We start from the raw sequence: 17423 nt of genomic DNA on the forward strand, positions 1-17423 counted from the left end.
GTGTGTTGATTAGAAATTGACATCTGCCAGAAATTAAAGGAATTAATAATAGGGGTGGGTAATAGAGTTGAATAACCCTGTAATAAGGATACTGGGTGGTGGAAAAGAAGTCGGTAGAATGTCTGTACTCGTTAGACGAAGCAAAGAAGATAAGCATGGTATATTGCTAGACGCGGGTGTAAACTTCGACGATGAGGATAGGCCAGTCTTTGCGGCAACCTATCCACCTAAATATGTTGATGCTATAGTAATGAGTCATGCACACCTGGATCACATAGGTACAGCACCAATGTACTTTATCTCAGGAAGCCCTAAGGTGTATGCGACACGGCCTACAGCACAGATGGCCAAGCTAATGCTAGAGGACTTCCTAAAGCTCAATGGCTATTACTCACCATACGAGCATCGTGAGGTAAAGGCTCTACTTGATGCAGTAGAGTACGTCAGATACGGTCAGCGTATAGACATAGACGGAGTAGAACTTTCAGTATATTCTGCCGGACATATTCCAGGTAGTACGTTTTCAGTAATAGACATAGATGGAGTCAAAATAGGGTTTACAGGGGATATAAACACAATAGAGACTAAACTAATGAAACCAGCACACCTTGATTCGATAGGCAAAGTAGATGTACTAATAACTGAAGCTACCTACGGTTCTAGTCTTCACCCGCCGCGTGCCAGAGCCGAGGAGAGGCTACTCTCCATAATAGAAGAGGTTATTGATCGCAGAGGCACTGTACTCATACCAGCGTTTAGCATAGCAAGAGGACAAGAAATAATGATGATTCTCGCAGAACACGATCCCGGCGTACCTGTATATGTAGACGGTATGATTAGAAAAGTTACTGAGATATTCCTCGAGAATAGTGAGTATATCAACAACCCAAGCTTGCTACGCAAGGCTTTCAATGAGTTCAATATAGTTAAGGGATGGCGCGACCGTAACAGAGCCTGGAAACATCCTAGCATAATAATAGCGTCAGCCGGCATGCTAAAGGGAGGACCCAGCCTATACTACCTCAAGCGTATCGGTGGAAATCCTAAGAATGCCGTCATACTCGTTAGCTTCCAGGCACCGGGCTCTCATGGTCGCAGAGTTGTAGAGGAGGGACTAATGCCTGGCAGCGAAGAGCCTGTAAGAGCCCGTGTGGAATGGCTCGACTTTAGCAGTCATGCAGACCGTAAAGGTCTCCTCGAAGTAGTTAAAGCTACCAAACCCAGAGAAGTAGTCATAATACATAGCGAAGAGGATGTAGCGCAAAAGTATGCAGAATATCTGCAGGAAACCGGGGTACCAGAAAAAGTAGTAATAGGCGAAAATAACTCAGATATACCAATAGAATTATGACAGAGCCAATAATGCTTTCAGCTAAATATCTTATTAAAGCCTTAGAAGCAAAGCAGTACAAACCTTTGTGGCTAATTCTCCAGGATGGAAATTGAGTTGATACCGTTAGGCAAGGTATTAGGAGGGAGGCCCGGGCGGTGGTCCCGCCGCGGGGATTCGAACCCCGGACCGCCCGGTATCTGCCTCCCAGGCCCCCGATGCCGACGCGCCCTCATCCAGCCCCCGTCGGGGGTGTCGGGCGCGTGGGGGGCCTGAGCCCCACCTACAGCCGGGCGCTCTGCCGCTGAGCTACGGCGGGATCCCCAGTGGACCGCCATGTATACTCCGGCAAGACGAGAAGGCGTTTTAAAAGATTTCTCATATCGTAGCATCTTAGTCTAGTATATATGTACACACGGAGTAAATTTGCTAGCATACTCTCTGTCGGTGGTTATGACGTAGCATTGGTCGATGTTGTAGTCTTTTACTATTCTGACTATAAGATGTGGGGGGAGATCAATAGGCTCTACTAGTATTAGTATGTCAGGTCTAAACTCTTCTAATGCACTAATAACGCCAATGAGTTTATCGCTAACATATAATCTATCTCCTAGATATTTGACAATAACGTGTTTGTTATTCAAAGAATCTGTAAGAATGTTCTTCATATCAACAACTAGCGATATAGTATCTCTATTAATTGTGTCCAGAATTTGATTAACAATAGACTGTATATTGTTATGTTTACCAAGTATAGCGCAGCATCTGTCTATATTATGAACTGTACCATCGCTATTACATACTGTTGCCTTTATACTGCTTGTATACATATTTATTATTCTAACGATATCTTCATATGATAAAGAAGATGCCTCAATATATAGTCGGGCCCTTGGAGGTATACCTTCTATGACATAGGTTACACGTTTAGAAGAAAACGAAAGCCTGCGTAGTATATGCTCAAGATTCCTTGTATCATTTGTCAAGACAGTTTTAGGTACTATACGCGAAGATCTTAACTCTATGCAGAGAATATCACGTCTTTTCCAAAAATGGTAAACTAGTATAGCGATAAGGATTGTGAGTGCGTAAGGGAGTAGTAGAGAGTCAGCGTGTATGTTTATGGTGGGCAGTATCTTATGTAAGGAGAGGCCTAGCCCGTTTGCTAGCAGTAAGATACTTGCAACTAAAAGAAGTATGGCTGGTCTTGGCATATTATGAAGCTTCCCTAGTATTTCGCGCAATGATTAGTGCAGCATAAGGCTGGCAGAGGCAAGCGAAGCTTTTTTCTTCAAAAGCCTTCTGCTAAACTACAGAGGCGAAGGATAAGACATGAAATAAAGCTAAACTATATTTCAGAGTTTCGAGATTTTTATATAGATTTTCTCAATTGGATTAATATCAAGTTTTTCCTTAGACCTTATAATGAATAGCAAACCGCCTATAGACACTAGAACAGCAAATTTGCCGTCTTCTTCCTTCATTGATACAACAGTGCCGTAGCCGACGAAGTCTTCACCCTCCTTATACTCGGGTATATCCTTTGATATGGTTACCTCAACTTCAGTTCCGGGCTCGTATATCACTAGGTCTTTATGGAGGTCCATCTCTACCTCATAGTCGCCGTCAAAGCTCTTTATTTTTGCTAGGAACATCTTTGGTATAAGTTCTGGCTCTAACGACTCAACTTTACCTTTAAATTCTACTATGATATCTGCCAACTCTGTATTACACCCTAGCATAGCCTCTACACTTACGGAGATAAAACTCTACACTCTATGTTCTCGGTCTTGCCTATAACCTGGATAGCCGTATTTAAAAATCCCATTACCTGTACTGAAGTGATACGGTGCAGAAGTAGTGGCTTCCGTAATGGCTCCTTCTGCAGCTAGACGGCTACTTGCCGAGCTAAACAACCTAGTAGGGAAACGTATCGAGGTAGTACTCGTTGATGGACGTAAATATTCTGGGACGCTTCTAGGCTTTGATCATCCGGAGATGAATATAGTGCTTGGCAATGTTGAAATAGGTGAGGAAAGGATACCAAGAATATTCATAATGGGGCGGGTAATAGCTGAGATAAGAGCGTATGAGACGACACTCTTCGATCCACGTGAGTTTGCAAACTATGTGGCAAAGAAGCTTGGTTTACGTCCCGACGCTATAAAGGTATTCCAAGACGCGGGTGTAGTAGTCATATACAATAGTATCCGCGTAACCGCGAATGGCGTAGAGGGTGCAGGACCACTCGTAGCAAAAGTAAGCTACGTGCTCAAAGAGTATCTTGAAGCTAAGAGGAGGGGAGAACAGCCCCATTGAATAGGATAGGAGTTTTTGAAATAAAGGATAAAGATCTAGCTGGGAGAATAGGTAAGCTCTACACACCCCATGGTATACTAGAGACTCCAGCACTACTACCTGTTATAGACATAGTACGCCAGGAAGTCTCTATCAAGGAAATAGAGTCTCTAGGCTTCAATGCAGTAATTACTAACGCCTATCTGCTATGGAAACGCATGAGAAGTAGAGCTGTAGAACAAGGAGTACACGGCATACTAGGATTCAATGGAATAATAATGACGGACTCCGGTGCATACCAGATACTACAATACGGCAGGGTGAGTATAACACCTGGCGATGTTATCGACTTCCAGAAAAAGATAGGTAGTGATATAGCTGTAATTCTAGACATACCTACCGGAAATACTAAAGATCCCGAACAGGCGCGATACAGCGTTGAAGAGACGCTGAGACGTGCACGCGAAGCCCTTAGCTATATAGATGATAACAGAATATGGACACTCCCCGTGCAAGGAGGCCCCTTCCTTGATCTCCTTGAGAAAAGTGCTAGAGAATCGGCACAGATGTCTCGCTACAGACTTTATGCATTGGGAAGCCCTACAGTACTTCTAGAAAGATATGATTACGCAACCCTAGTAGAAATGATATACACTGTACGCCTCCATCTGCCTAGAAGCAGGCCACTCCATCTCTTCGGAGCAGGGCATCCAATGATAATACCATTTGCAGTAGCACTCGGGGTGGATATGTTCGATTCGGCATCTTACATACTGTACGCGCGAGACAACAGGTATATGACTCTAAGCAGAACATACCGGCTCGACGAGCTAGAATATTTCCCTTGCAGCTGTCCAGTATGCACTAGGTACACGCCACAAGACCTCCGAGAAATGCCAAAGCAAGAGCGTACCCGGCTCATAGCGCTGCACAACCTCTATGTACTCCGGACAGCTATAAACGAGGTAAAGACAGCTATACGTGAGGGGAGGCTGTGGGAGCTATTAGAGGAGAGAAGCAAGGCGCATCCATCACTGGCTAGAGCTTTTAGCCGGTTCCGCCGCTACAGCAAGACGCTAGCGAGGTTGACACCCAGGGTAAAAGGCTCAACAGCGAAAGGCATCTTCCTATATGGCGGTGAGAGTGTGTTTCACCCAAAACTAGTCATTCATCACGAGCGGTTATTAAGCTACTATAGACCTAGAAAAAGTAAAGCAATATTAATACCTGTACACCCATTAGAAAAACCATTTACAACTTCAAGGCTCTACCGTATGGCAATAGAGGAGTATGGAGCTGATGCACATATAGTAGGGTATAGCATATACATAGGTGTTATACCAGAGGAGCTCGCCGAAACATATCCATTATCACAATACGAATTAAATGATACGCCATATATAGAAGTAATAGAGCAAACAGCACATCGCATATATGAATATATACAAAAGAACAGTGGCGTCTATAGAAGTATAGTAATAATGAAATGCGGCAAGCTGCAGTGGAGCGCTAAAGTAGTGGAAAGATTGGTAGACATGCTAAAAGGAGAAGGTATCGTAGTAGAAATTAAGGAGCATGAATGTTAGGATCAGCCTACATGTATGCTCGCTCGCTGCTCGGCGGTGTCAACATATCACGCTGTTGCTGTTCCATCATTGTGATCATCTCCTCTATTTTCCTTGCTTGTTCTAGTAACTCGTCTATACTGAACTTCAAGCCGTACAACTCGTTTATCTTCTCTATAGCCGCTGCGGCAGCTCTCGGGTCCGGGCGGGCAGCCTCGGTATAGGGTAACACTGCAAGTGCTGGATAACCTCTCACCTCTGCATGGAAGAGAAGCAACGCTAAGGGACCAACAACGTAAAGACCTTTATCCATGCGTGGCTCCTCCAGGCTACGTGTATAGGCTGATGTAGCTACCCAGCGAAGTTTTTCATCACCTTGCTTAAACCGTGAATCAAATCCTCCTATGAGCACGGCTTCCTTAACACCTATAGTAGCTAGGAAATCAACTATAGCCTCAGCAAATCGGCTACGCTCTTGTACTACAGGTATATCGTGGTTAACTAGTAGCGCTATACGTTTTCCATTATTGTTACAACTATATAGGGTGAAGGGGCCTACAACGCCATTCGAGCTAGGTGTAACAGCTTCCGGCATGTACTTCGTTATAATATAGCCAGCCTCCTTGCATTCAGCGGTATCAGCTAGATGTAGTGTTGCAATATACCCGACGGCACCGTACCCCTTAAACCCTGTTATGAAGAGGTCTGCATTCTCAAGCTCACTGGAATAGGCTATTCTGATTGTTTTAAACTTGTGTATGTTAAACCGGCTCACTATCTCACACCTCTGGTGAATCATGCTACTCGGCAAACTTACGTATACGTATAGCCTCCCCCCCAGCAGCCTTCTTCGAGGACCTCCGTGGGGGCGAGGCGGAGCCTACCAACACCAATCAAAATACCGTCCTCGTTTAGTACTATAACTTCGTCTCCTGCTAGGAGATTAGTATCTATACGCTTAATCATAGTGCATGGTATGCTCTTACGTAGACTCTCGATGCCCGGAACCGATATCCATGCGCGAAGCCGTGGCTCTGGCAGACGGAGAAGTCTACGAGCACCATTTATAGATAGCGAGAACAAGTAGTCATGTGCACGAATTACTGCTAGTAAGCCCTCCTTGCCGTATACCTCGCGGATTCTCCGAGTACCCGGAGAAATGCCAACAACCACATCATCGGGTATAAGCAGGTCACCAGCTGGATAGCCAAACTGGTAGTCAGCAATGCCCTTGAGCCTATCTATTTCCTCCTGGGTAGCTGGCCTCACTATCATCCCTGGATAACCTCCACCTTCTCACATACCTAAAGCCATGGAGAAGCATGTCATCTATGATCCCAGGTATGGGTTTTAAGAAGTAAGGCATGGTGGGCCCGCCGGGATTTGAACCCGGGACCACGGGGTCCCGAGTCGGGCACATCCCCGCCCTCATACGGTTTTCGGGCGGGGATATGTGTACCCCGCATCCTACCAAGCTAGACGACGGGCCCACCCAGCGCCTCCTAGCCCCATCTCGGCTCTTGAAACTTTGTGTGCAGTATTATTTGCGTTTCTGGGGTTGGCTATAATATCCAGAAATGTTCTCGAAGCAAGAGTAGTCGTAGTGGCTAGCTACCGTCTCTTGATAGACCTTTTGTTCAGTGAATTTTTATGAGAGTAAGGAGGTTATCTCGAATAGGAGTAAGTGATATGCCGGCGAATGCAACGGATATAGGGTCTGTACTTGGCTTAGTTGAACTAATTCAGACAAATCCTCAACTGGCTGTGGCTATAATACTGCAACTTCTCCTAGGATTTGCTGCCGGCTACTATATGGCTAAGGTAGCGAAATACGTGCTAGCACTGGTTGGTGTATTTGTTCTAGGTTCACTTATAGGTGTCTGGGGCGCCTCAGGGAGCGTTCAGGATGCGGTAGCGAGGCTACAGAACTTAGCCGAATTTAAGGATACGGCAATAAGCATAATGAAACTATTCAGCTTCTTAATGGTGGGCCCAACAGCTGTGGGCTTCATTGTGGGAATAATTGTGGGTCTAACGCGTAAATAAATAGTGTTAGATCCCTCTATACGTGGTTTTCTTCCAAATGAATGTTTTTGTCGAGCGGAGTCATGATTGTCGAGTCTTAAGTGTCCTGGAAGCAACTTAATCATTCCGATTAACTGTACGTGGCTTCCTATCACTAACAGTATAAAGAACGATATAACTGTGTGTATGGCTGAAGATCAAGCGTAGTCTGATATGTGAAATATTCTAGAGTTGAAGCATCTATGACCCTAGGAACTCAATGTCAACTGAAGGCTTAGCGAAGAAGATAGAATCTTAGGGCAGGTATCTTAGAGTTGAGCCGGGCAAGAAACAAGGTTAGTGGTTATATCTTGTCTTGGAGCTCGTTATCAAGTACCACTAGGTTCTTACACTTGTCCTTTATGGACTTTACAAACTCGATGCCTTCGTCAACGTTATCGAATACTATAGTGTATAGGTAGCGGGGAGTCCTAGCCTTTACTTTCAGTACGCGTATCCTCTTAGAGCCTTCTTCCGTGTCAACTCTCCTATAGCCTAGCTTTACACGGCATTCGGTAGACCGTTCAAGCACCTTGACAAACTCGTCCTTGCTCTTCAGCTCGACCGGCATACTCCAGCCCCGAGCCGCTTCGGAAGGCTAGGCTCCTCTTAAAGGGGCTTCTCCCCGGCCTCCTCTAGAGAGGACCTGAGTACTAACTATTCATACGACATTATTGCTTTTGAGCTGATACAAACTTGGTGAGAGAATGAATTAATGAATGTAATGTTGTTGTGGGTGATACAGGGGTAGGAGAAGGCCCGCGGTGGAGCCGCCGCCGGGATTCGAACCCGGGACCTCCGCCTTACCAGGGCGGCGCTCTGCCGGCTGAGCTACGGCGGCGCTCCGGGGCGCCAGTGATACTATTACCTCGACTAAGTCTCTTGCGGTCAGAACTGAAAGCAGCTTGTCGCAGAGCGAGGCGCTGACGTTCCTCTTCCCGTTCGCTATCATGTTCGCGTAGGCGTTGCTTATCCCCAGCTCCTTCGGCTTAACCCCCCGAGTCTTCCACGCATAGAGAAACAATGCCCTAGAGAGCTCGGGGCCCAGGATATCACACATGGACAGGTTACATCACCAAGAACCAGGGGCACGAGGAGTTGCATATTAGTGTTATATCAGAAGGCTTGAAGACTAGTACCGCCCCGGAGCCTATCTAGCACGGTGCGGAGAGGGTGCGGCCCGAGCCCGTGTATGCTGCTGTGCTGCTCCTGGGCCTGGCTCTGGGCTTTGCTGCTGGCCAGTTCACGGCACAGCCCAAGGAGATAGTGCGCGAGACCGTGCTAACGACCACCGTCACCGAGACCGTTACCGAGACGGTTACAGTCACGCCGCCCAAACCGAGGATAGAGTGCAGGCCGCTACGGGTGCTCTACAGCAACACCAGCTTAACGCTTGGTGTCTACCTTGTAGAGGAGAAGAGCAATGTGAGCGGAATAAGCCTACCAACGATTAAGAAGAAGAGAGATGTTATCAGGCTGAGCTTTGAAGGTGGCGGCGAGGGCCAGAGGCTACACATCCACATAGACGCCTACCCCTCGCAGCTAAGGTGGCTGAGCATAGAGCTCTACAACCCAGCCGACCTGCTCGCCTACGTGGCTATGCCCAAGAGCAAGGACATAGTATTCAGCATACCCTACCCCGACAACTACACCCTAGTCATAGAGCCACAGAGCACAGTAAAGCTCTACAACGTCACAGTGTGGATAGAAGAGTGTCAGCAACAATAGCGATGTATGCCCACCCCCAGCCCAGCTTTTTACATCAACCCATCCCCCTCATTCCCCCATGCCATATACCCGCACTTTTTCGGAGACAAGCCATGAGCTGTGAGCGGGAAACCGTACTGAAGCTATTAGTGAAGCTCCGTCGAGAGATAAGAGCACTTGACATAGATGAACAAGCTAAAGCGAAGGTTCTCGAAAAGATCAGAGCCTATGAGCTTGAGCTTGAGGAGCTGCTGGCCGAGGAGCCCGTGTTCTCTAGGAGCTGATACATGGCTCTAAGCAGGTCAGCTATCTTTTTGCCCTTCTCGGTCAGCTTGACGCATGTTACCTCTTTCTTCTTGCGCGGGTCGTAGCAGACACCACGCTCAACTAGGCCTAGATCCTCTAGGTGCCTATAAGCATCATAGAATGTGCCCGAGCCAAGCTCTACTTGTAGCTCGTACTGTGGGATCTCATCCTTGCCGCCTTCTATGAAAGCACGTAGGAATTTCTCGATGCTCTTAGCCTTGAAGATTATGAGCCCCACTTCCTTTTCCCGAATCCAGAGAGGGGGTGTATGCAAATTTCAGCTTTTTTCGTGGTAGTAGTCTGACTACCAGTCTCCCGCGCCCGCTCTCTCCTCTACTCTCTGCGTTTTGGCTAAACTAAGAGCATGTTCTAACAAGCTTTCTTTGAGCTCTCCATCCTTTAGAAGTCGGAGTAAAAGGATTCTAAGCAGCTCTAGCTCCTGGTAGAGATCTGGTCTTGCACGTTCTAGTTGCTCAAAGAACTTATTCACGCGTTCAAGTAGTGTCTCCCCGACTGGGGTCTTTAACCCACAATTAGGACATGTTGCGCGTTTTGCCGCTCCTCTATAACACCATGTATAGCCGCAGTGTTTACAGACCACCCATGTGCCTGGACACATTCCGTTACTATGCCCGCTGGCGTGGTTGGTGGTCAGACTACTACCACGAAAACCGCGCATTCCCGCTCCCGTTTTCATCTCTTTGCTGGCCTCTTTTTTCGGTTTCTGGATTCGGAGAAGGGCAATAAGCTTATATCTGATGCAATCCGACTCTAGAATCGGAGCCCAGAGCCCGAGGTGAGAGGTGTGCCCCGACCCAAGATTGGAAGGCGTGTAACCGTCTCTCTCCCGCCCGAACTCTACGAGAAGATCGAGAACTACCGAAAGAAGGAGCATCTAACAGAGATGAGCGAGGCAATACGTCGCCTGCTCTACAAGGCTATTGAGATCGAAGAGGAGAGGGCTCGAGCGGTAGCTGCGGCAACTACTGCCTAGGGGGTGGATGGGGATGGTGCGGTTCACCTACGAGAGCCTCATCGACTACGTGTTCACGAAGATGAATAAGGCGATGGAGCTGCTGGACGAGGCTATGCAGGCGCTCTGGTGTCGCGGCAAGAGCGTAGACGAGTGCCTCAAGGGCATCGACAAGGCGTACAGCCTCATCGAGGACGCCAAGCTCGAGCTCAGCGAGGCAATATCAGAGATACTGGTCGTAATGGTGGGATGAATGCGGGTCGTGACGTTCAAGGTGGATGAGGACTTCCTCGAAAAGCTAGACAGCTTCGCCCGCTTGAAGGGCGTGACCAGGAGCGAGGTCATCAGGAAGGCGTTGGAGCTGTACCTGAGGCTAGAGGATTGGAAGGTGCGCCCCGAGCCGAAGATAGTGAGGCTGCTGAGCTAGGGTGGCACAGCAGTGCACCATATCTGCCTCTTCATAGTCGAGGCAGACTCTAGGGAAGAGGCTGAGGAGCTGGCGCTGTGTGCCTGGACGGGGGACACGGCCTACTGCGCTCCGAGGTGGTGGCCGCCGCCCGTCAGGGTGCTCTGCGGCGTCAAGTGGGACTATGCCACTACAGTAGGCAAGCTCAAGCTGTACGAGCGCCAGCTCATAGAGGGCGGCGTCCCGCCGAGCTGCGCCCGCCGCATCATGGAGCGGCTGCCCAGGTGCCCCCACGAGTGGGACAGGGACGACGTCACCGTGGCCTGCCTGGACTTCCCTGCGAGGGTGTCAGACCTGGGCATAGACGCGGCCTACGCGATAGCAGCCGCGTTCAACGGCATGGGCGACATCTGCCTCAACATCCTCTACAGGGAAGACACGGCAATCATCTACAGCAGCGGCCTGTGGAAGCTCCGCAAACTGCTAAACACCAGGAGCCACGACAAGCTATGGCTAGTCATAGTAGACGCCCACGAGTAGAGGGGTGACACCCGTGGCGGCTGAGCGTCTCCTGGCGTGGCTGGACAAGAACTCTGACAGGCTGCTGCTGGTGGGGGTGCTCTGGCTCGCCGCCGTCATGACGCTACAGCTGGCGCTCACAGCGCTTGGGCACAAGACCATCGAGGACGTGGCCAGGGAAGAGGTGCGGGAATGGCTGGTGACGCATAACATCACCGTGGTGGTGCAGCAGCCGAGGACCGTCGAGCTGCCAGAGAACCTGTTCTACCTGCTGGTGTTTGCGCTACTCTTCATGCCACTAGTAGGGGCAATACTCCGAGACAGGTGATACGCCGTGGCGCTGGACGCTAGGCAGCTCAAGGCCCGGTACCAGCAGAAGTGGCGTATCGCTGCAAGGCGGGAGCTTGCTGTGCTGAATCTGCTGAACATCCTGCTGCCGGACGGCTACGTGGCTATAGCGGCTGGGCTCGGCACGGGTACGACGGACTTCATCGACCGGAGCTATGGGAGCCCGCTGGACGCGTTCGACCTGGTGGTGCTCCGGGGCATGGACGCTGTGGCGTTCATAGACGTTACGGGGTTCTGGAGCGAGCAGGCCGCCAGGACGGTAAACGGCGGCAAGGAGCTCTGCGTGGGCGCGTGGAAGCTCTGGAAGGCCCAGCGCTTCGGCCTGCTCGACCGCGCCTGGATAGTCCACGTCGCCGACAAGCGCGTCAGCCTACGCTGGCTCCCCCTAGCAGCCCTCGAGGCCGAGAAGCACATGGCACGCCTAGTCCACGGCGAGCGCCCATACTACTGCCTACCCCAGCAGAAGTGGCGCGACACAAGCGCGTTCATCCGCTGGCTCACTGCCCAGGCCCACGCCTAGCCCTCTTTCTCCCCGCATACTCCCTTCAACACACGTACACATGGGGGTGGTACGTGTGCCCGGGCGTTGTGGCTTCACAGCTGTCACGCGCCGGGAACTGAAGAAGCTAGAGAAGACGGGGGTGGCCGAAGATGCGCTTTGTGGATAAGATTGGTGTGCTGCTTGAGCTCGCGGAGAGGAGCGATGGCTGCATCGAGCAGCGAGAGCTGGCGCATGAGCTGGAGAAGCGTGGACTCAACCCGGTGACTGCTAAGAGCAGTGCTAGCCGGCTCGTTAACAAGCTACTGTCCGCCGGGCTGGCCGTGGAGTGTTCGCCAAGCCCCAGGGGCTCCAAGCGCATATACGTAGAGCCTGACATCTTGCGCACACTCATCCAAGTATGCAAGCTATGCAAGGAAGTCTAACAGGGTGGCCGGCAATGGGTAGGCATGTGTTGTACTCTATATTCTACCGCTGTGGTGATGGCCGGGAGCGGCTGCGTTGTGTGGACGAGGCGGGGTTCCGGCGGGCGCTGGCTGGTATCGCTGAGGCTGGCTGCCGGGTGGAGTTCATCCACGACGACGTGCTGCCGCGCGAGCCATGGCTCGCCGACTACGTGCTCGCGCTGCTACACTATGCTGGTAGGCCGCTGAGGCTCTACCAGGTGGTGAGGCTGCTGAGCGTCTTCGCGATGCTGGCGGGGCTCGAGGACGAGCTAGAGGTCTATGACACCGGCAAGGGCCCCTGGAGCACCGAGGTAGAGACCACGGTGTACGAACTGGTGTACACCGGGTACCTGGAGTCCACGAAGCGGGGCTACGCGCTCACCGAGGCCAAGGGCGTCGACGAGGCACGCTGCGCGGCGGCGGTGATAGAGGCCTGGAGCAGCGACGAAGCCAAACTCCTCAAACGCCTAGCCGAGAAAACCAGGCGGATGAACAGGGCCCAGTTCAACGCGTTCATAGAGAAACTACGGCCAGTGAGGGCGGCCACCCATGTATGAGCTTGACCCCGAGGCCATGGAGATGGCGGTGTACTGGCTCTTCGACCACGAGCTCTGGGAGCTGCTCAGCGACATAGAAGCCGCCAAGCGCGACGCAGAATGGCTCAAGAAAATCCTCAGAAAGAGGGTGGCCGGGGATGGCTAGTCGTCTTGCACGTTTCTTGGGGCGTGTCCTCAGGCCCCTGGAGCTCCTTGGGGAGATAGAGCGCCGGGCCCGCTGCATACGCTGGGAGCAGGAGTGCCGTTTCTACGGCAAGAACTGCCTCGAGTATAAGCTCACATGCCACGATACAAAACCGCTGGGCCGGCTCCTGAGGGGGCTGCTCCGCAGAGGCTAGAGTATATGTATATGTATATACTATATGTAGCCCCACTCGCGGGCGATGTCCTCGAGCTCCAGCTCTTCCACCGCTTCTTTATCGTCGCTCTCGGCTATCTCCTCTAGCTCCTCTGCCGCCTTCTCCGCGAGCTCCTCTAGCTCCTTCTGTATCTTCTTGGTGCCCGCCTCTACGTATTTGTCGCGCATCCTCTTGTAGTCCAGGTATATCTCGTCCGGCAGGACTGCCATGAACCTGTACTCCCAGAGCGGCTCGGGCATCTTCCGGCGGTAGAAGAGCCACTCGAAGTCCTCGCTGTCGACTATGTAGCCCCTCGTCTTGCTTATCTTGACGAAGCACTTCTCGTGTGCCTCTGCCAGCTCCCTGTACGTCTTGCCCCGGTTGGCTTCTATCAGCCTGCGGCACTCGGGGATGTCCCGGCGGGGTTTCACGTTCTCGACGCTGACGAGATCCACGAGGCTCAGCGACTCCCTTATGCCCTTGGCGAGCTTCCCGTAGCTGGTCGCCGTGAATATCATCGTGGAGACGTGGGTACGTATCACCTCTAGGTGCTCGACCACGGCCATCACGAACTTGGACTTGTAGCGGCCGCGGAACAGCCAGGCGCCAGCGTCGTCCCATATCGCGAGGGGTATCCTCTTGTGGTGGTCGACCAGCTCCTTGAAGACCCGGACGAACTCGGTCGGGCTGTAGAAGATGTACTTCTTCGCCGTGTCCCAGTCCCTGTAGACGCCCAGCAGGAGCTTGATAGCCAGCACGGACTTGCCTATCCCGCGCTTGAAGATGGCGTTGGGGTACGCGAATATCCCCCAGAGCAGCCCGTAGTCGTTCACGTAGCTCTCCCATATAACCTCTAGGTGCGGCATCTTCGCCGTATGCCTGTTTATGAACTCCTGCAGTGTTAGCTGTTTCTTGGCCTTCGCCAGGCTCATTCTCCCAGCCCTACATAGCCGCCTTATTCTTCGCTCTCTTCGCCGTATATGATGCGCTTCACAGGCTTCATCATGATTGGCGTCTGCGCCTGGCCCCTCGCAGCCCTCATCACGCTTATAATCTCCTTCAAGCGGCGGCGCCTGCGGCTAGCACGGAGTATCAGCAGGTTCTCGGTCATGCTCCTCAGTATGGTGGGCTGCTGCCAGCCCATGTGCTGGCGGAGCATCTCGTCCACAGCCAGCAGCATCGCTATGCTCCGTATCTCGCCGTCCTTCAGGTCGCTCAGAGTGTACTTTGCTAGGCCCTCTGGCTCGACAAGCCGCTCAACCACGTAGTTCATAGCGCGGAACGGGTCGGGGCCCTCTCCGCCGCCCTTCCTCGCCTTCTGAATCTTATCCAAGAGCCTCATGAGACATCCACCTGACGGGTAAGCCAGGTAACTGCGTATTTCGCTGTGAGTATCACCGTGATTGCGAGAGCGATAGTAACATCTTTCGTGAGTAGATAAGCCAGCATACCCATTGATGCTATAATCATCATAATCGCCAAAACTGCTAGAGTGCGGAACATGACTCTCACCCTGGCGTGTAGTTGCCGGGCGGCGGAAGCTCGTAGAGCGGCTTGCTCGGCAGCGTCACCTTGATGTCTATCGGCTTGGCTCCGATTTGGACTGGAACGCCCATGGCTGGCAGCACCACCAGGATGACTAGCACCGCGAGGCCCAGCCCCAGGAACATGCCGTACATCAGCAGGCTGTAGTCCTGTGCAACTACTCTTGCCACCTTGCTGAGCAGCTTGCTGTTGATTACCGCATAGCTCAACTCTGGTGGAAGCTGCCGCGCCTTAGCCCGCAGCGCCTCGCCGTCTACCTCGACTTCGAGGATGTTGCCCTCGCGGTCGGCTATCCACATGGGGACTAGGCGCTTGACCAGGTAGCGGCGTATCTCCACGTACTGCGGCCTAATCCCCCTCACGAGCCACGACTTCCCGCTCTTGTCCGAGACCGCCCAGCCGTCGCTCGTAATCCTCACAGTGTGCAGGACATAGTTGTTCTCGTCCACCTGCTCAAGCACCCAGCCATGCCCGACCACTTTCTTCGCCGCCGTTATGCCCTGCTTCTCGGCCTCTTGCTCAGCCTCGGCTGTCTTCAGCCTGACTTCCCGCCTCATGCTCCAGAGCAGCAGCGCCAGGACTCCTATCGCGAGCGTGAGGGCGAATCCGGCTAGGCCTAGGATGGCCTCGAACTGCATCCTCTCACCCCTAGACGGGCTTGATTATGTCTACTATGAGCTTCACGATTTCGGCCACGGTCTTGAACAGCTTCTCGAACATCCGGTAGATACGCTCGAAGAAATCGAGCCACATGGTTATGAAGCCGAGCAGCGGGAACAGCGACCGCTCCCTCGCGGCGCGGTTAGCGCTGTCCACGAACGTTGCTAGTATCATCGTCAGCACTATCCAGGGTATCCACGGTATGATGTTCACGCCCCAGGCCTTTATGGTTGCAAACGCCCACACAACTATCTCGACGAACGACGTTAGTGCTGCTATCAGGGCGGCGCCTATGTTGAAGATGAGCCAGCCTAGGTTGAATATCAACTGTAGGATGTAGCTGCCGAACACGTCCAGGAACTTGACCACGGCGCCGATTATCGGCACGGCTTCTATCTTGTCCTTTATCCAATTCCAGAGGGATTTGGCCCCCTCTTGCACCTTGCAGCCTATGTAGCCGAATACGTCCCAGCTCAGCCAGCTGTCTGGCGGCTGGCAGCCAGTAGTGTTCGTGAAGTTGAAGCTCTGCACGAACTCGCGGAACGGTGTTGTATTATCGCTGTATATCGGGTTCTGGGCACCGGTAACATTGTAGAGTATCTCTATCGGGTTGGGCGGAGTAGTCATGTTCCAAGTAGTGGTCTGCCCCACTAGCAGCAAAGAAACAATGAGCAGGGGCAGCAGCCGGCGCACGGTGCACCACCTAGGCGGGCTTCTTCTCGACTAGGTATATCTCGACGGGTATCGGGCTGTACGCCTTCACCCAGTTCTTGTAGAGCTGGAACGCCTCGTCCCTGGCGATTCCCTCTAGTTCTACTTCGGCCCTCTTCGCGTGGTCGCCGTAGACTTCCTTCGAGGCCGAGATGAACTGGAGTGTGCGGTGTGCTGCGAAGAGCCAGATTTTGAGTCGGCCGCGGATTGCTATCGTTTTCCTACGCAGCGTTTTGCCGTCACCGTTGTATATCTTGACGATTATCTTGGGCATGCCCGTCACCCCGAGCTCTAGATTATCGCCTTCCCGAGGCGGTAGAGCAGCCACCCCGCTATCACCCCGAGAACCACCATCCAGACCGTGTTGGCGTCTATGCTCAGCGTGTAGTGGTGCTCCGGAGTCAAGGTTACCGTCGTGGTTACGGTTACGGTGGTCATGTTCGTGGTGTTGGTGTCGGTCTGGGCGAGGGACAGGAGAGCCACCACCGGGGCTATCCGGGGGATACGTAGGCGCCACAGCTGCAACACCCAGCACCGATTGTAACTAGGAGCCCCGGCTCTGACTAAACTATTGTGGCGTGATGCACCTACATCACAGTGATGTAGCAACAACACTTAGCAGCCCATATCTAATTCCTGCTGCAACAACTGTTACACGACAGAGCGTGAGGTGTGAGAGGTGCGCATCCTATCCCGGCTCAAGGAGAAGATAGACGAGAAGAAGATAGCCAGGAAGATAGCCGAGCACCCCGAGGCAGTGGCGGCTCTAACCCTCGTGGCTCAGACAACTACAAACGACACCGCAACCACGACAACAACTGTAGACCTAAGCCCGATGGTCAGCATAATCAGCAGCGTCATCCCGCTATTCGTGCTAGTAGCAGTCATAAAGATACTCTTCAAGAGCTTCAAGGACGTAGCATAGCGGGGCTGAGCAGTAATGGCCAGCATCAACCGAATCAAGGAGAGAGTAAAGAGCCTGGCCAGCAGGCTGGGCCCGCCTGCCGCCGGCGCCGCCGTCCTAGTCGCGCAGACCGACAGCATGACAACCACAATATCTCTGGTAAACAGTGTCATCCCGGTGCTAGTGCTGGTGATGGTTCTGAAGTTACTGTTCTCCAGCTTCAAGGAGATAAGCAAGGACTAGGGGT

At 52.1% G+C, this 17423-nt stretch carries 29 protein-coding genes and 3 tRNA genes; 18 read left to right on the forward strand and 14 right to left on the reverse strand.

Going from position 1 to position 17423, the window contains the following annotated elements; translation table 11 throughout:
- Positions 1-67: 67 nt before the first annotated feature.
- On the forward strand, positions 68-1351 hold the full coding sequence (locus tag Pyrde_RS00330) for an MBL fold metallo-hydrolase (RefSeq protein WP_231656756.1): 1284 nt from the start codon (positions 68-70) through the stop codon (positions 1349-1351).
- A 138-nt stretch (positions 1352-1489) separates the two neighbouring features.
- Here Pyrde_RS00330 and Pyrde_RS00335 read toward each other — a convergent pair.
- Both Pyrde_RS00335 and Pyrde_RS00345 read right to left on the reverse strand, forming a co-directional pair.
- Positions 1490-1649, reverse strand: a tRNA-Tyr gene (locus Pyrde_RS00335).
- Between the two features lie 1036 nt (positions 1650-2685).
- Positions 2686-3051 carry a DNA-directed RNA polymerase subunit G gene (locus tag Pyrde_RS00345; RefSeq protein WP_055407226.1) on the reverse strand — a complete coding sequence of 122 codons (366 nt, stop codon included), beginning with the start codon at positions 3049-3051 and terminating at the stop codon, positions 2686-2688.
- Between the two features lie 139 nt (positions 3052-3190).
- Between Pyrde_RS00345 and Pyrde_RS00350 the strand changes: the two genes are divergently transcribed.
- Positions 3191-3649 (forward strand): Lsm family RNA-binding protein, encoded by a 459-nt coding sequence (locus tag Pyrde_RS00350; RefSeq protein ID WP_143522087.1) that lies wholly within the window; start codon positions 3191-3193, stop codon positions 3647-3649.
- Positions 3646-5214: a tRNA guanosine(15) transglycosylase TgtA gene (gene tgtA, locus Pyrde_RS00355; protein ID WP_082419360.1), complete on the forward strand. Its 1569-nt coding sequence runs from the start codon at positions 3646-3648 to the stop codon at positions 5212-5214. Before Pyrde_RS00350 ends, tgtA begins: the two co-directional genes overlap by 4 nt.
- A gap of 7 nt (positions 5215-5221) precedes the next feature.
- Here the strand turns inward: tgtA and Pyrde_RS00360 are convergent, their stop codons facing one another.
- From Pyrde_RS00360 to Pyrde_RS00370, 3 genes are all read right to left on the reverse strand, one after another.
- Positions 5222-5968 (reverse strand): proteasome assembly chaperone family protein, encoded by a 747-nt coding sequence (locus Pyrde_RS00360; protein ID WP_180385445.1) that lies wholly within the window; start codon positions 5966-5968, stop codon positions 5222-5224.
- A gap of 38 nt (positions 5969-6006) precedes the next feature.
- Positions 6007-6468, reverse strand: coding sequence for a PUA domain-containing protein (locus Pyrde_RS00365; protein WP_055407232.1), 462 nt, complete (start codon positions 6466-6468; stop codon positions 6007-6009).
- Positions 6469-6558: 90 nt separating this feature from the next.
- Positions 6559-6683, reverse strand: a tRNA-Pro gene (locus Pyrde_RS00370).
- A 199-nt stretch (positions 6684-6882) separates the two neighbouring features.
- On the opposite strand from Pyrde_RS00370, the gene Pyrde_RS00375 reads away from it, so the two are divergent.
- A complete protein-coding gene (locus tag Pyrde_RS00375; protein ID WP_143522086.1) occupies positions 6883-7239 on the forward strand; it encodes a hypothetical protein in 357 nt (118 codons plus the stop codon).
- A gap of 322 nt (positions 7240-7561) precedes the next feature.
- Here the strand turns inward: Pyrde_RS00375 and Pyrde_RS00380 are convergent, their stop codons facing one another.
- Together Pyrde_RS00380 and Pyrde_RS00385 are read right to left on the reverse strand one after the other, a co-directional pair.
- The gene (locus Pyrde_RS00380) at positions 7562-7828 is read right to left on the reverse strand and encodes a 50S ribosomal protein L38e (RefSeq protein ID WP_055407236.1); all 267 of its coding nucleotides are present in this window, start codon (positions 7826-7828) and stop codon (positions 7562-7564) included.
- Positions 7829-8022: 194 nt separating this feature from the next.
- Positions 8023-8098: transfer RNA gene (locus tag Pyrde_RS00385), tRNA-Thr, on the reverse strand.
- Between the two features lie 332 nt (positions 8099-8430).
- On the opposite strand from Pyrde_RS00385, the gene Pyrde_RS00390 reads away from it, so the two are divergent.
- Together Pyrde_RS00390 and Pyrde_RS10535 are read left to right on the forward strand one after the other, a co-directional pair.
- The gene (locus tag Pyrde_RS00390; protein ID WP_055407238.1) at positions 8431-8985 is read left to right on the forward strand and encodes a hypothetical protein; all 555 of its coding nucleotides are present in this window, start codon (positions 8431-8433) and stop codon (positions 8983-8985) included.
- A gap of 92 nt (positions 8986-9077) precedes the next feature.
- On the forward strand, positions 9078-9248 hold the full coding sequence (locus tag Pyrde_RS10535) for a hypothetical protein (protein WP_156327973.1): 171 nt from the start codon (positions 9078-9080) through the stop codon (positions 9246-9248).
- On the opposite strand, the gene Pyrde_RS00395 is transcribed toward Pyrde_RS10535, so the two are convergent.
- Complete coding sequence (locus tag Pyrde_RS00395) at positions 9191-9508, reverse strand: helix-turn-helix domain-containing protein (protein WP_055407240.1); 318 nt, start codon at positions 9506-9508, stop codon at positions 9191-9193. The genes Pyrde_RS10535 and Pyrde_RS00395 overlap by 58 nt on opposite strands.
- A gap of 567 nt (positions 9509-10075) precedes the next feature.
- On the opposite strand from Pyrde_RS00395, the gene Pyrde_RS00405 reads away from it, so the two are divergent.
- The 10 genes from Pyrde_RS00405 (at position 10076) to Pyrde_RS10545 (ending at position 13356) form a co-directional block, all read left to right on the forward strand.
- Positions 10076-10264 (forward strand): ribbon-helix-helix protein, CopG family, encoded by a 189-nt coding sequence (locus Pyrde_RS00405; RefSeq protein WP_180385444.1) that lies wholly within the window; start codon positions 10076-10078, stop codon positions 10262-10264.
- 13 nt (positions 10265-10277) lie between these two features.
- On the forward strand, positions 10278-10496 hold the full coding sequence (locus tag Pyrde_RS00410; RefSeq protein ID WP_055407246.1) for a hypothetical protein: 219 nt from the start codon (positions 10278-10280) through the stop codon (positions 10494-10496).
- On the forward strand, positions 10497-10670 hold the full coding sequence (locus Pyrde_RS10335; protein ID WP_082419361.1) for an aCcr1 family cell cycle regulator: 174 nt from the start codon (positions 10497-10499) through the stop codon (positions 10668-10670). It begins immediately after the preceding gene.
- 12 nt (positions 10671-10682) lie between these two features.
- Positions 10683-11189 (forward strand): hypothetical protein, encoded by a 507-nt coding sequence (locus Pyrde_RS00415; RefSeq protein ID WP_055407248.1) that lies wholly within the window; start codon positions 10683-10685, stop codon positions 11187-11189.
- A 13-nt stretch (positions 11190-11202) separates the two neighbouring features.
- Positions 11203-11496 (forward strand): hypothetical protein, encoded by a 294-nt coding sequence (locus Pyrde_RS00420; RefSeq protein ID WP_143522172.1) that lies wholly within the window; start codon positions 11203-11205, stop codon positions 11494-11496.
- A gap of 6 nt (positions 11497-11502) precedes the next feature.
- A complete protein-coding gene (locus Pyrde_RS00425) occupies positions 11503-12036 on the forward strand; it encodes a nuclease (RefSeq protein ID WP_055407252.1) in 534 nt (177 codons plus the stop codon).
- Between the two features lie 131 nt (positions 12037-12167).
- A complete protein-coding gene (locus Pyrde_RS00430; protein WP_055407254.1) occupies positions 12168-12440 on the forward strand; it encodes a hypothetical protein in 273 nt (90 codons plus the stop codon).
- Between the two features lie 14 nt (positions 12441-12454).
- The gene (locus tag Pyrde_RS00435; protein WP_143522173.1) at positions 12455-13018 is read left to right on the forward strand and encodes a hypothetical protein; all 564 of its coding nucleotides are present in this window, start codon (positions 12455-12457) and stop codon (positions 13016-13018) included.
- The gene (locus Pyrde_RS10540) at positions 13011-13163 is read left to right on the forward strand and encodes a hypothetical protein (RefSeq protein ID WP_156327974.1); all 153 of its coding nucleotides are present in this window, start codon (positions 13011-13013) and stop codon (positions 13161-13163) included. The genes Pyrde_RS00435 and Pyrde_RS10540 overlap by 8 nt, the downstream gene beginning before the upstream one ends.
- Positions 13156-13356, forward strand: a complete 201-nt coding sequence (locus Pyrde_RS10545; RefSeq protein ID WP_143522174.1) for a hypothetical protein — start codon at positions 13156-13158, stop codon at positions 13354-13356. The genes Pyrde_RS10540 and Pyrde_RS10545 overlap by 8 nt, the downstream gene beginning before the upstream one ends.
- Before the next feature lie 20 nt (positions 13357-13376).
- On the opposite strand, the gene Pyrde_RS00440 is transcribed toward Pyrde_RS10545, so the two are convergent.
- The 6 genes from Pyrde_RS00440 to Pyrde_RS00465 form a co-directional block, all read right to left on the reverse strand.
- On the reverse strand, positions 13377-14288 hold the full coding sequence (locus Pyrde_RS00440) for a hypothetical protein (protein WP_055407258.1): 912 nt from the start codon (positions 14286-14288) through the stop codon (positions 13377-13379).
- Between the two features lie 23 nt (positions 14289-14311).
- The gene (locus Pyrde_RS00445; protein WP_055407260.1) at positions 14312-14698 is read right to left on the reverse strand and encodes a hypothetical protein; all 387 of its coding nucleotides are present in this window, start codon (positions 14696-14698) and stop codon (positions 14312-14314) included.
- Positions 14699-14864: 166 nt separating this feature from the next.
- Positions 14865-15539 carry a hypothetical protein gene (locus Pyrde_RS00450; protein WP_055407262.1) on the reverse strand — a complete coding sequence of 225 codons (675 nt, stop codon included), beginning with the start codon at positions 15537-15539 and terminating at the stop codon, positions 14865-14867.
- Positions 15540-15549: 10 nt separating this feature from the next.
- The gene (locus Pyrde_RS00455) at positions 15550-16254 is read right to left on the reverse strand and encodes a hypothetical protein (protein WP_143522175.1); all 705 of its coding nucleotides are present in this window, start codon (positions 16252-16254) and stop codon (positions 15550-15552) included.
- Positions 16255-16264: 10 nt separating this feature from the next.
- The gene (locus Pyrde_RS00460) at positions 16265-16600 is read right to left on the reverse strand and encodes a hypothetical protein (protein ID WP_197272688.1); all 336 of its coding nucleotides are present in this window, start codon (positions 16598-16600) and stop codon (positions 16265-16267) included.
- On the reverse strand, positions 16564-16797 hold the full coding sequence (locus Pyrde_RS00465; protein ID WP_088171977.1) for a hypothetical protein: 234 nt from the start codon (positions 16795-16797) through the stop codon (positions 16564-16566). Before Pyrde_RS00465 ends, Pyrde_RS00460 begins: the two co-directional genes overlap by 37 nt.
- A 154-nt stretch (positions 16798-16951) precedes the next feature.
- Between Pyrde_RS00465 and Pyrde_RS00470 the strand changes: the two genes are divergently transcribed.
- Positions 16952-17197 (forward strand): hypothetical protein, encoded by a 246-nt coding sequence (locus Pyrde_RS00470; RefSeq protein ID WP_055407270.1) that lies wholly within the window; start codon positions 16952-16954, stop codon positions 17195-17197.
- 15 nt (positions 17198-17212) lie between these two features.
- On the forward strand, positions 17213-17419 hold the full coding sequence (locus tag Pyrde_RS00475) for a hypothetical protein (protein ID WP_055407272.1): 207 nt from the start codon (positions 17213-17215) through the stop codon (positions 17417-17419).
- Positions 17420-17423 lie beyond the last annotated feature (4 nt).

Source organism: Pyrodictium delaneyi, from assembly GCF_001412615.1.
GTDB lineage: Archaea > Thermoproteota > Thermoprotei_A > Sulfolobales > Pyrodictiaceae > Pyrodictium > Pyrodictium delaneyi.

Bases quoted from the DNA above. Each gene is read 5' to 3' on its own strand.
- Pyrde_RS00365 (WP_055407232.1), bottom strand. From the start codon at position 6,468: ATGATAGTGAGGCCAGCTACCCAGGAGGAAATAGATAGGCTCAAGGGC.
- Pyrde_RS00375 (WP_143522086.1), top strand. From the start codon at position 6,883: ATGCCGGCGAATGCAACGGATATAGGGTCTGTACTTGGCTTAGTTGAA.
- Pyrde_RS00380 (WP_055407236.1), bottom strand. From the start codon at position 7,828: ATGCCGGTCGAGCTGAAGAGCAAGGACGAGTTTGTCAAGGTGCTTGAA.
- Pyrde_RS10535 (WP_156327973.1), top strand. From the start codon at position 9,078: ATGAGCTGTGAGCGGGAAACCGTACTGAAGCTATTAGTGAAGCTCCGT.
- Pyrde_RS00410 (WP_055407246.1), top strand. From the start codon at position 10,278: ATGGTGCGGTTCACCTACGAGAGCCTCATCGACTACGTGTTCACGAAG.
- Pyrde_RS10335 (WP_082419361.1), top strand. From the start codon at position 10,497: ATGCGGGTCGTGACGTTCAAGGTGGATGAGGACTTCCTCGAAAAGCTA.
- Pyrde_RS00430 (WP_055407254.1), top strand. From the start codon at position 12,168: ATGCGCTTTGTGGATAAGATTGGTGTGCTGCTTGAGCTCGCGGAGAGG.
- Pyrde_RS00435 (WP_143522173.1), top strand. From the start codon at position 12,455: ATGGGTAGGCATGTGTTGTACTCTATATTCTACCGCTGTGGTGATGGC.
- Pyrde_RS10540 (WP_156327974.1), top strand. From the start codon at position 13,011: ATGTATGAGCTTGACCCCGAGGCCATGGAGATGGCGGTGTACTGGCTC.
- Pyrde_RS10545 (WP_143522174.1), top strand. From the start codon at position 13,156: ATGGCTAGTCGTCTTGCACGTTTCTTGGGGCGTGTCCTCAGGCCCCTG.
- Pyrde_RS00440 (WP_055407258.1), bottom strand. From the start codon at position 14,288: ATGAGCCTGGCGAAGGCCAAGAAACAGCTAACACTGCAGGAGTTCATA.
- Pyrde_RS00445 (WP_055407260.1), bottom strand. From the start codon at position 14,698: ATGAGGCTCTTGGATAAGATTCAGAAGGCGAGGAAGGGCGGCGGAGAG.
- Pyrde_RS00450 (WP_055407262.1), bottom strand. From the start codon at position 15,539: ATGCAGTTCGAGGCCATCCTAGGCCTAGCCGGATTCGCCCTCACGCTC.
- Pyrde_RS00475 (WP_055407272.1), top strand. From the start codon at position 17,213: ATGGCCAGCATCAACCGAATCAAGGAGAGAGTAAAGAGCCTGGCCAGC.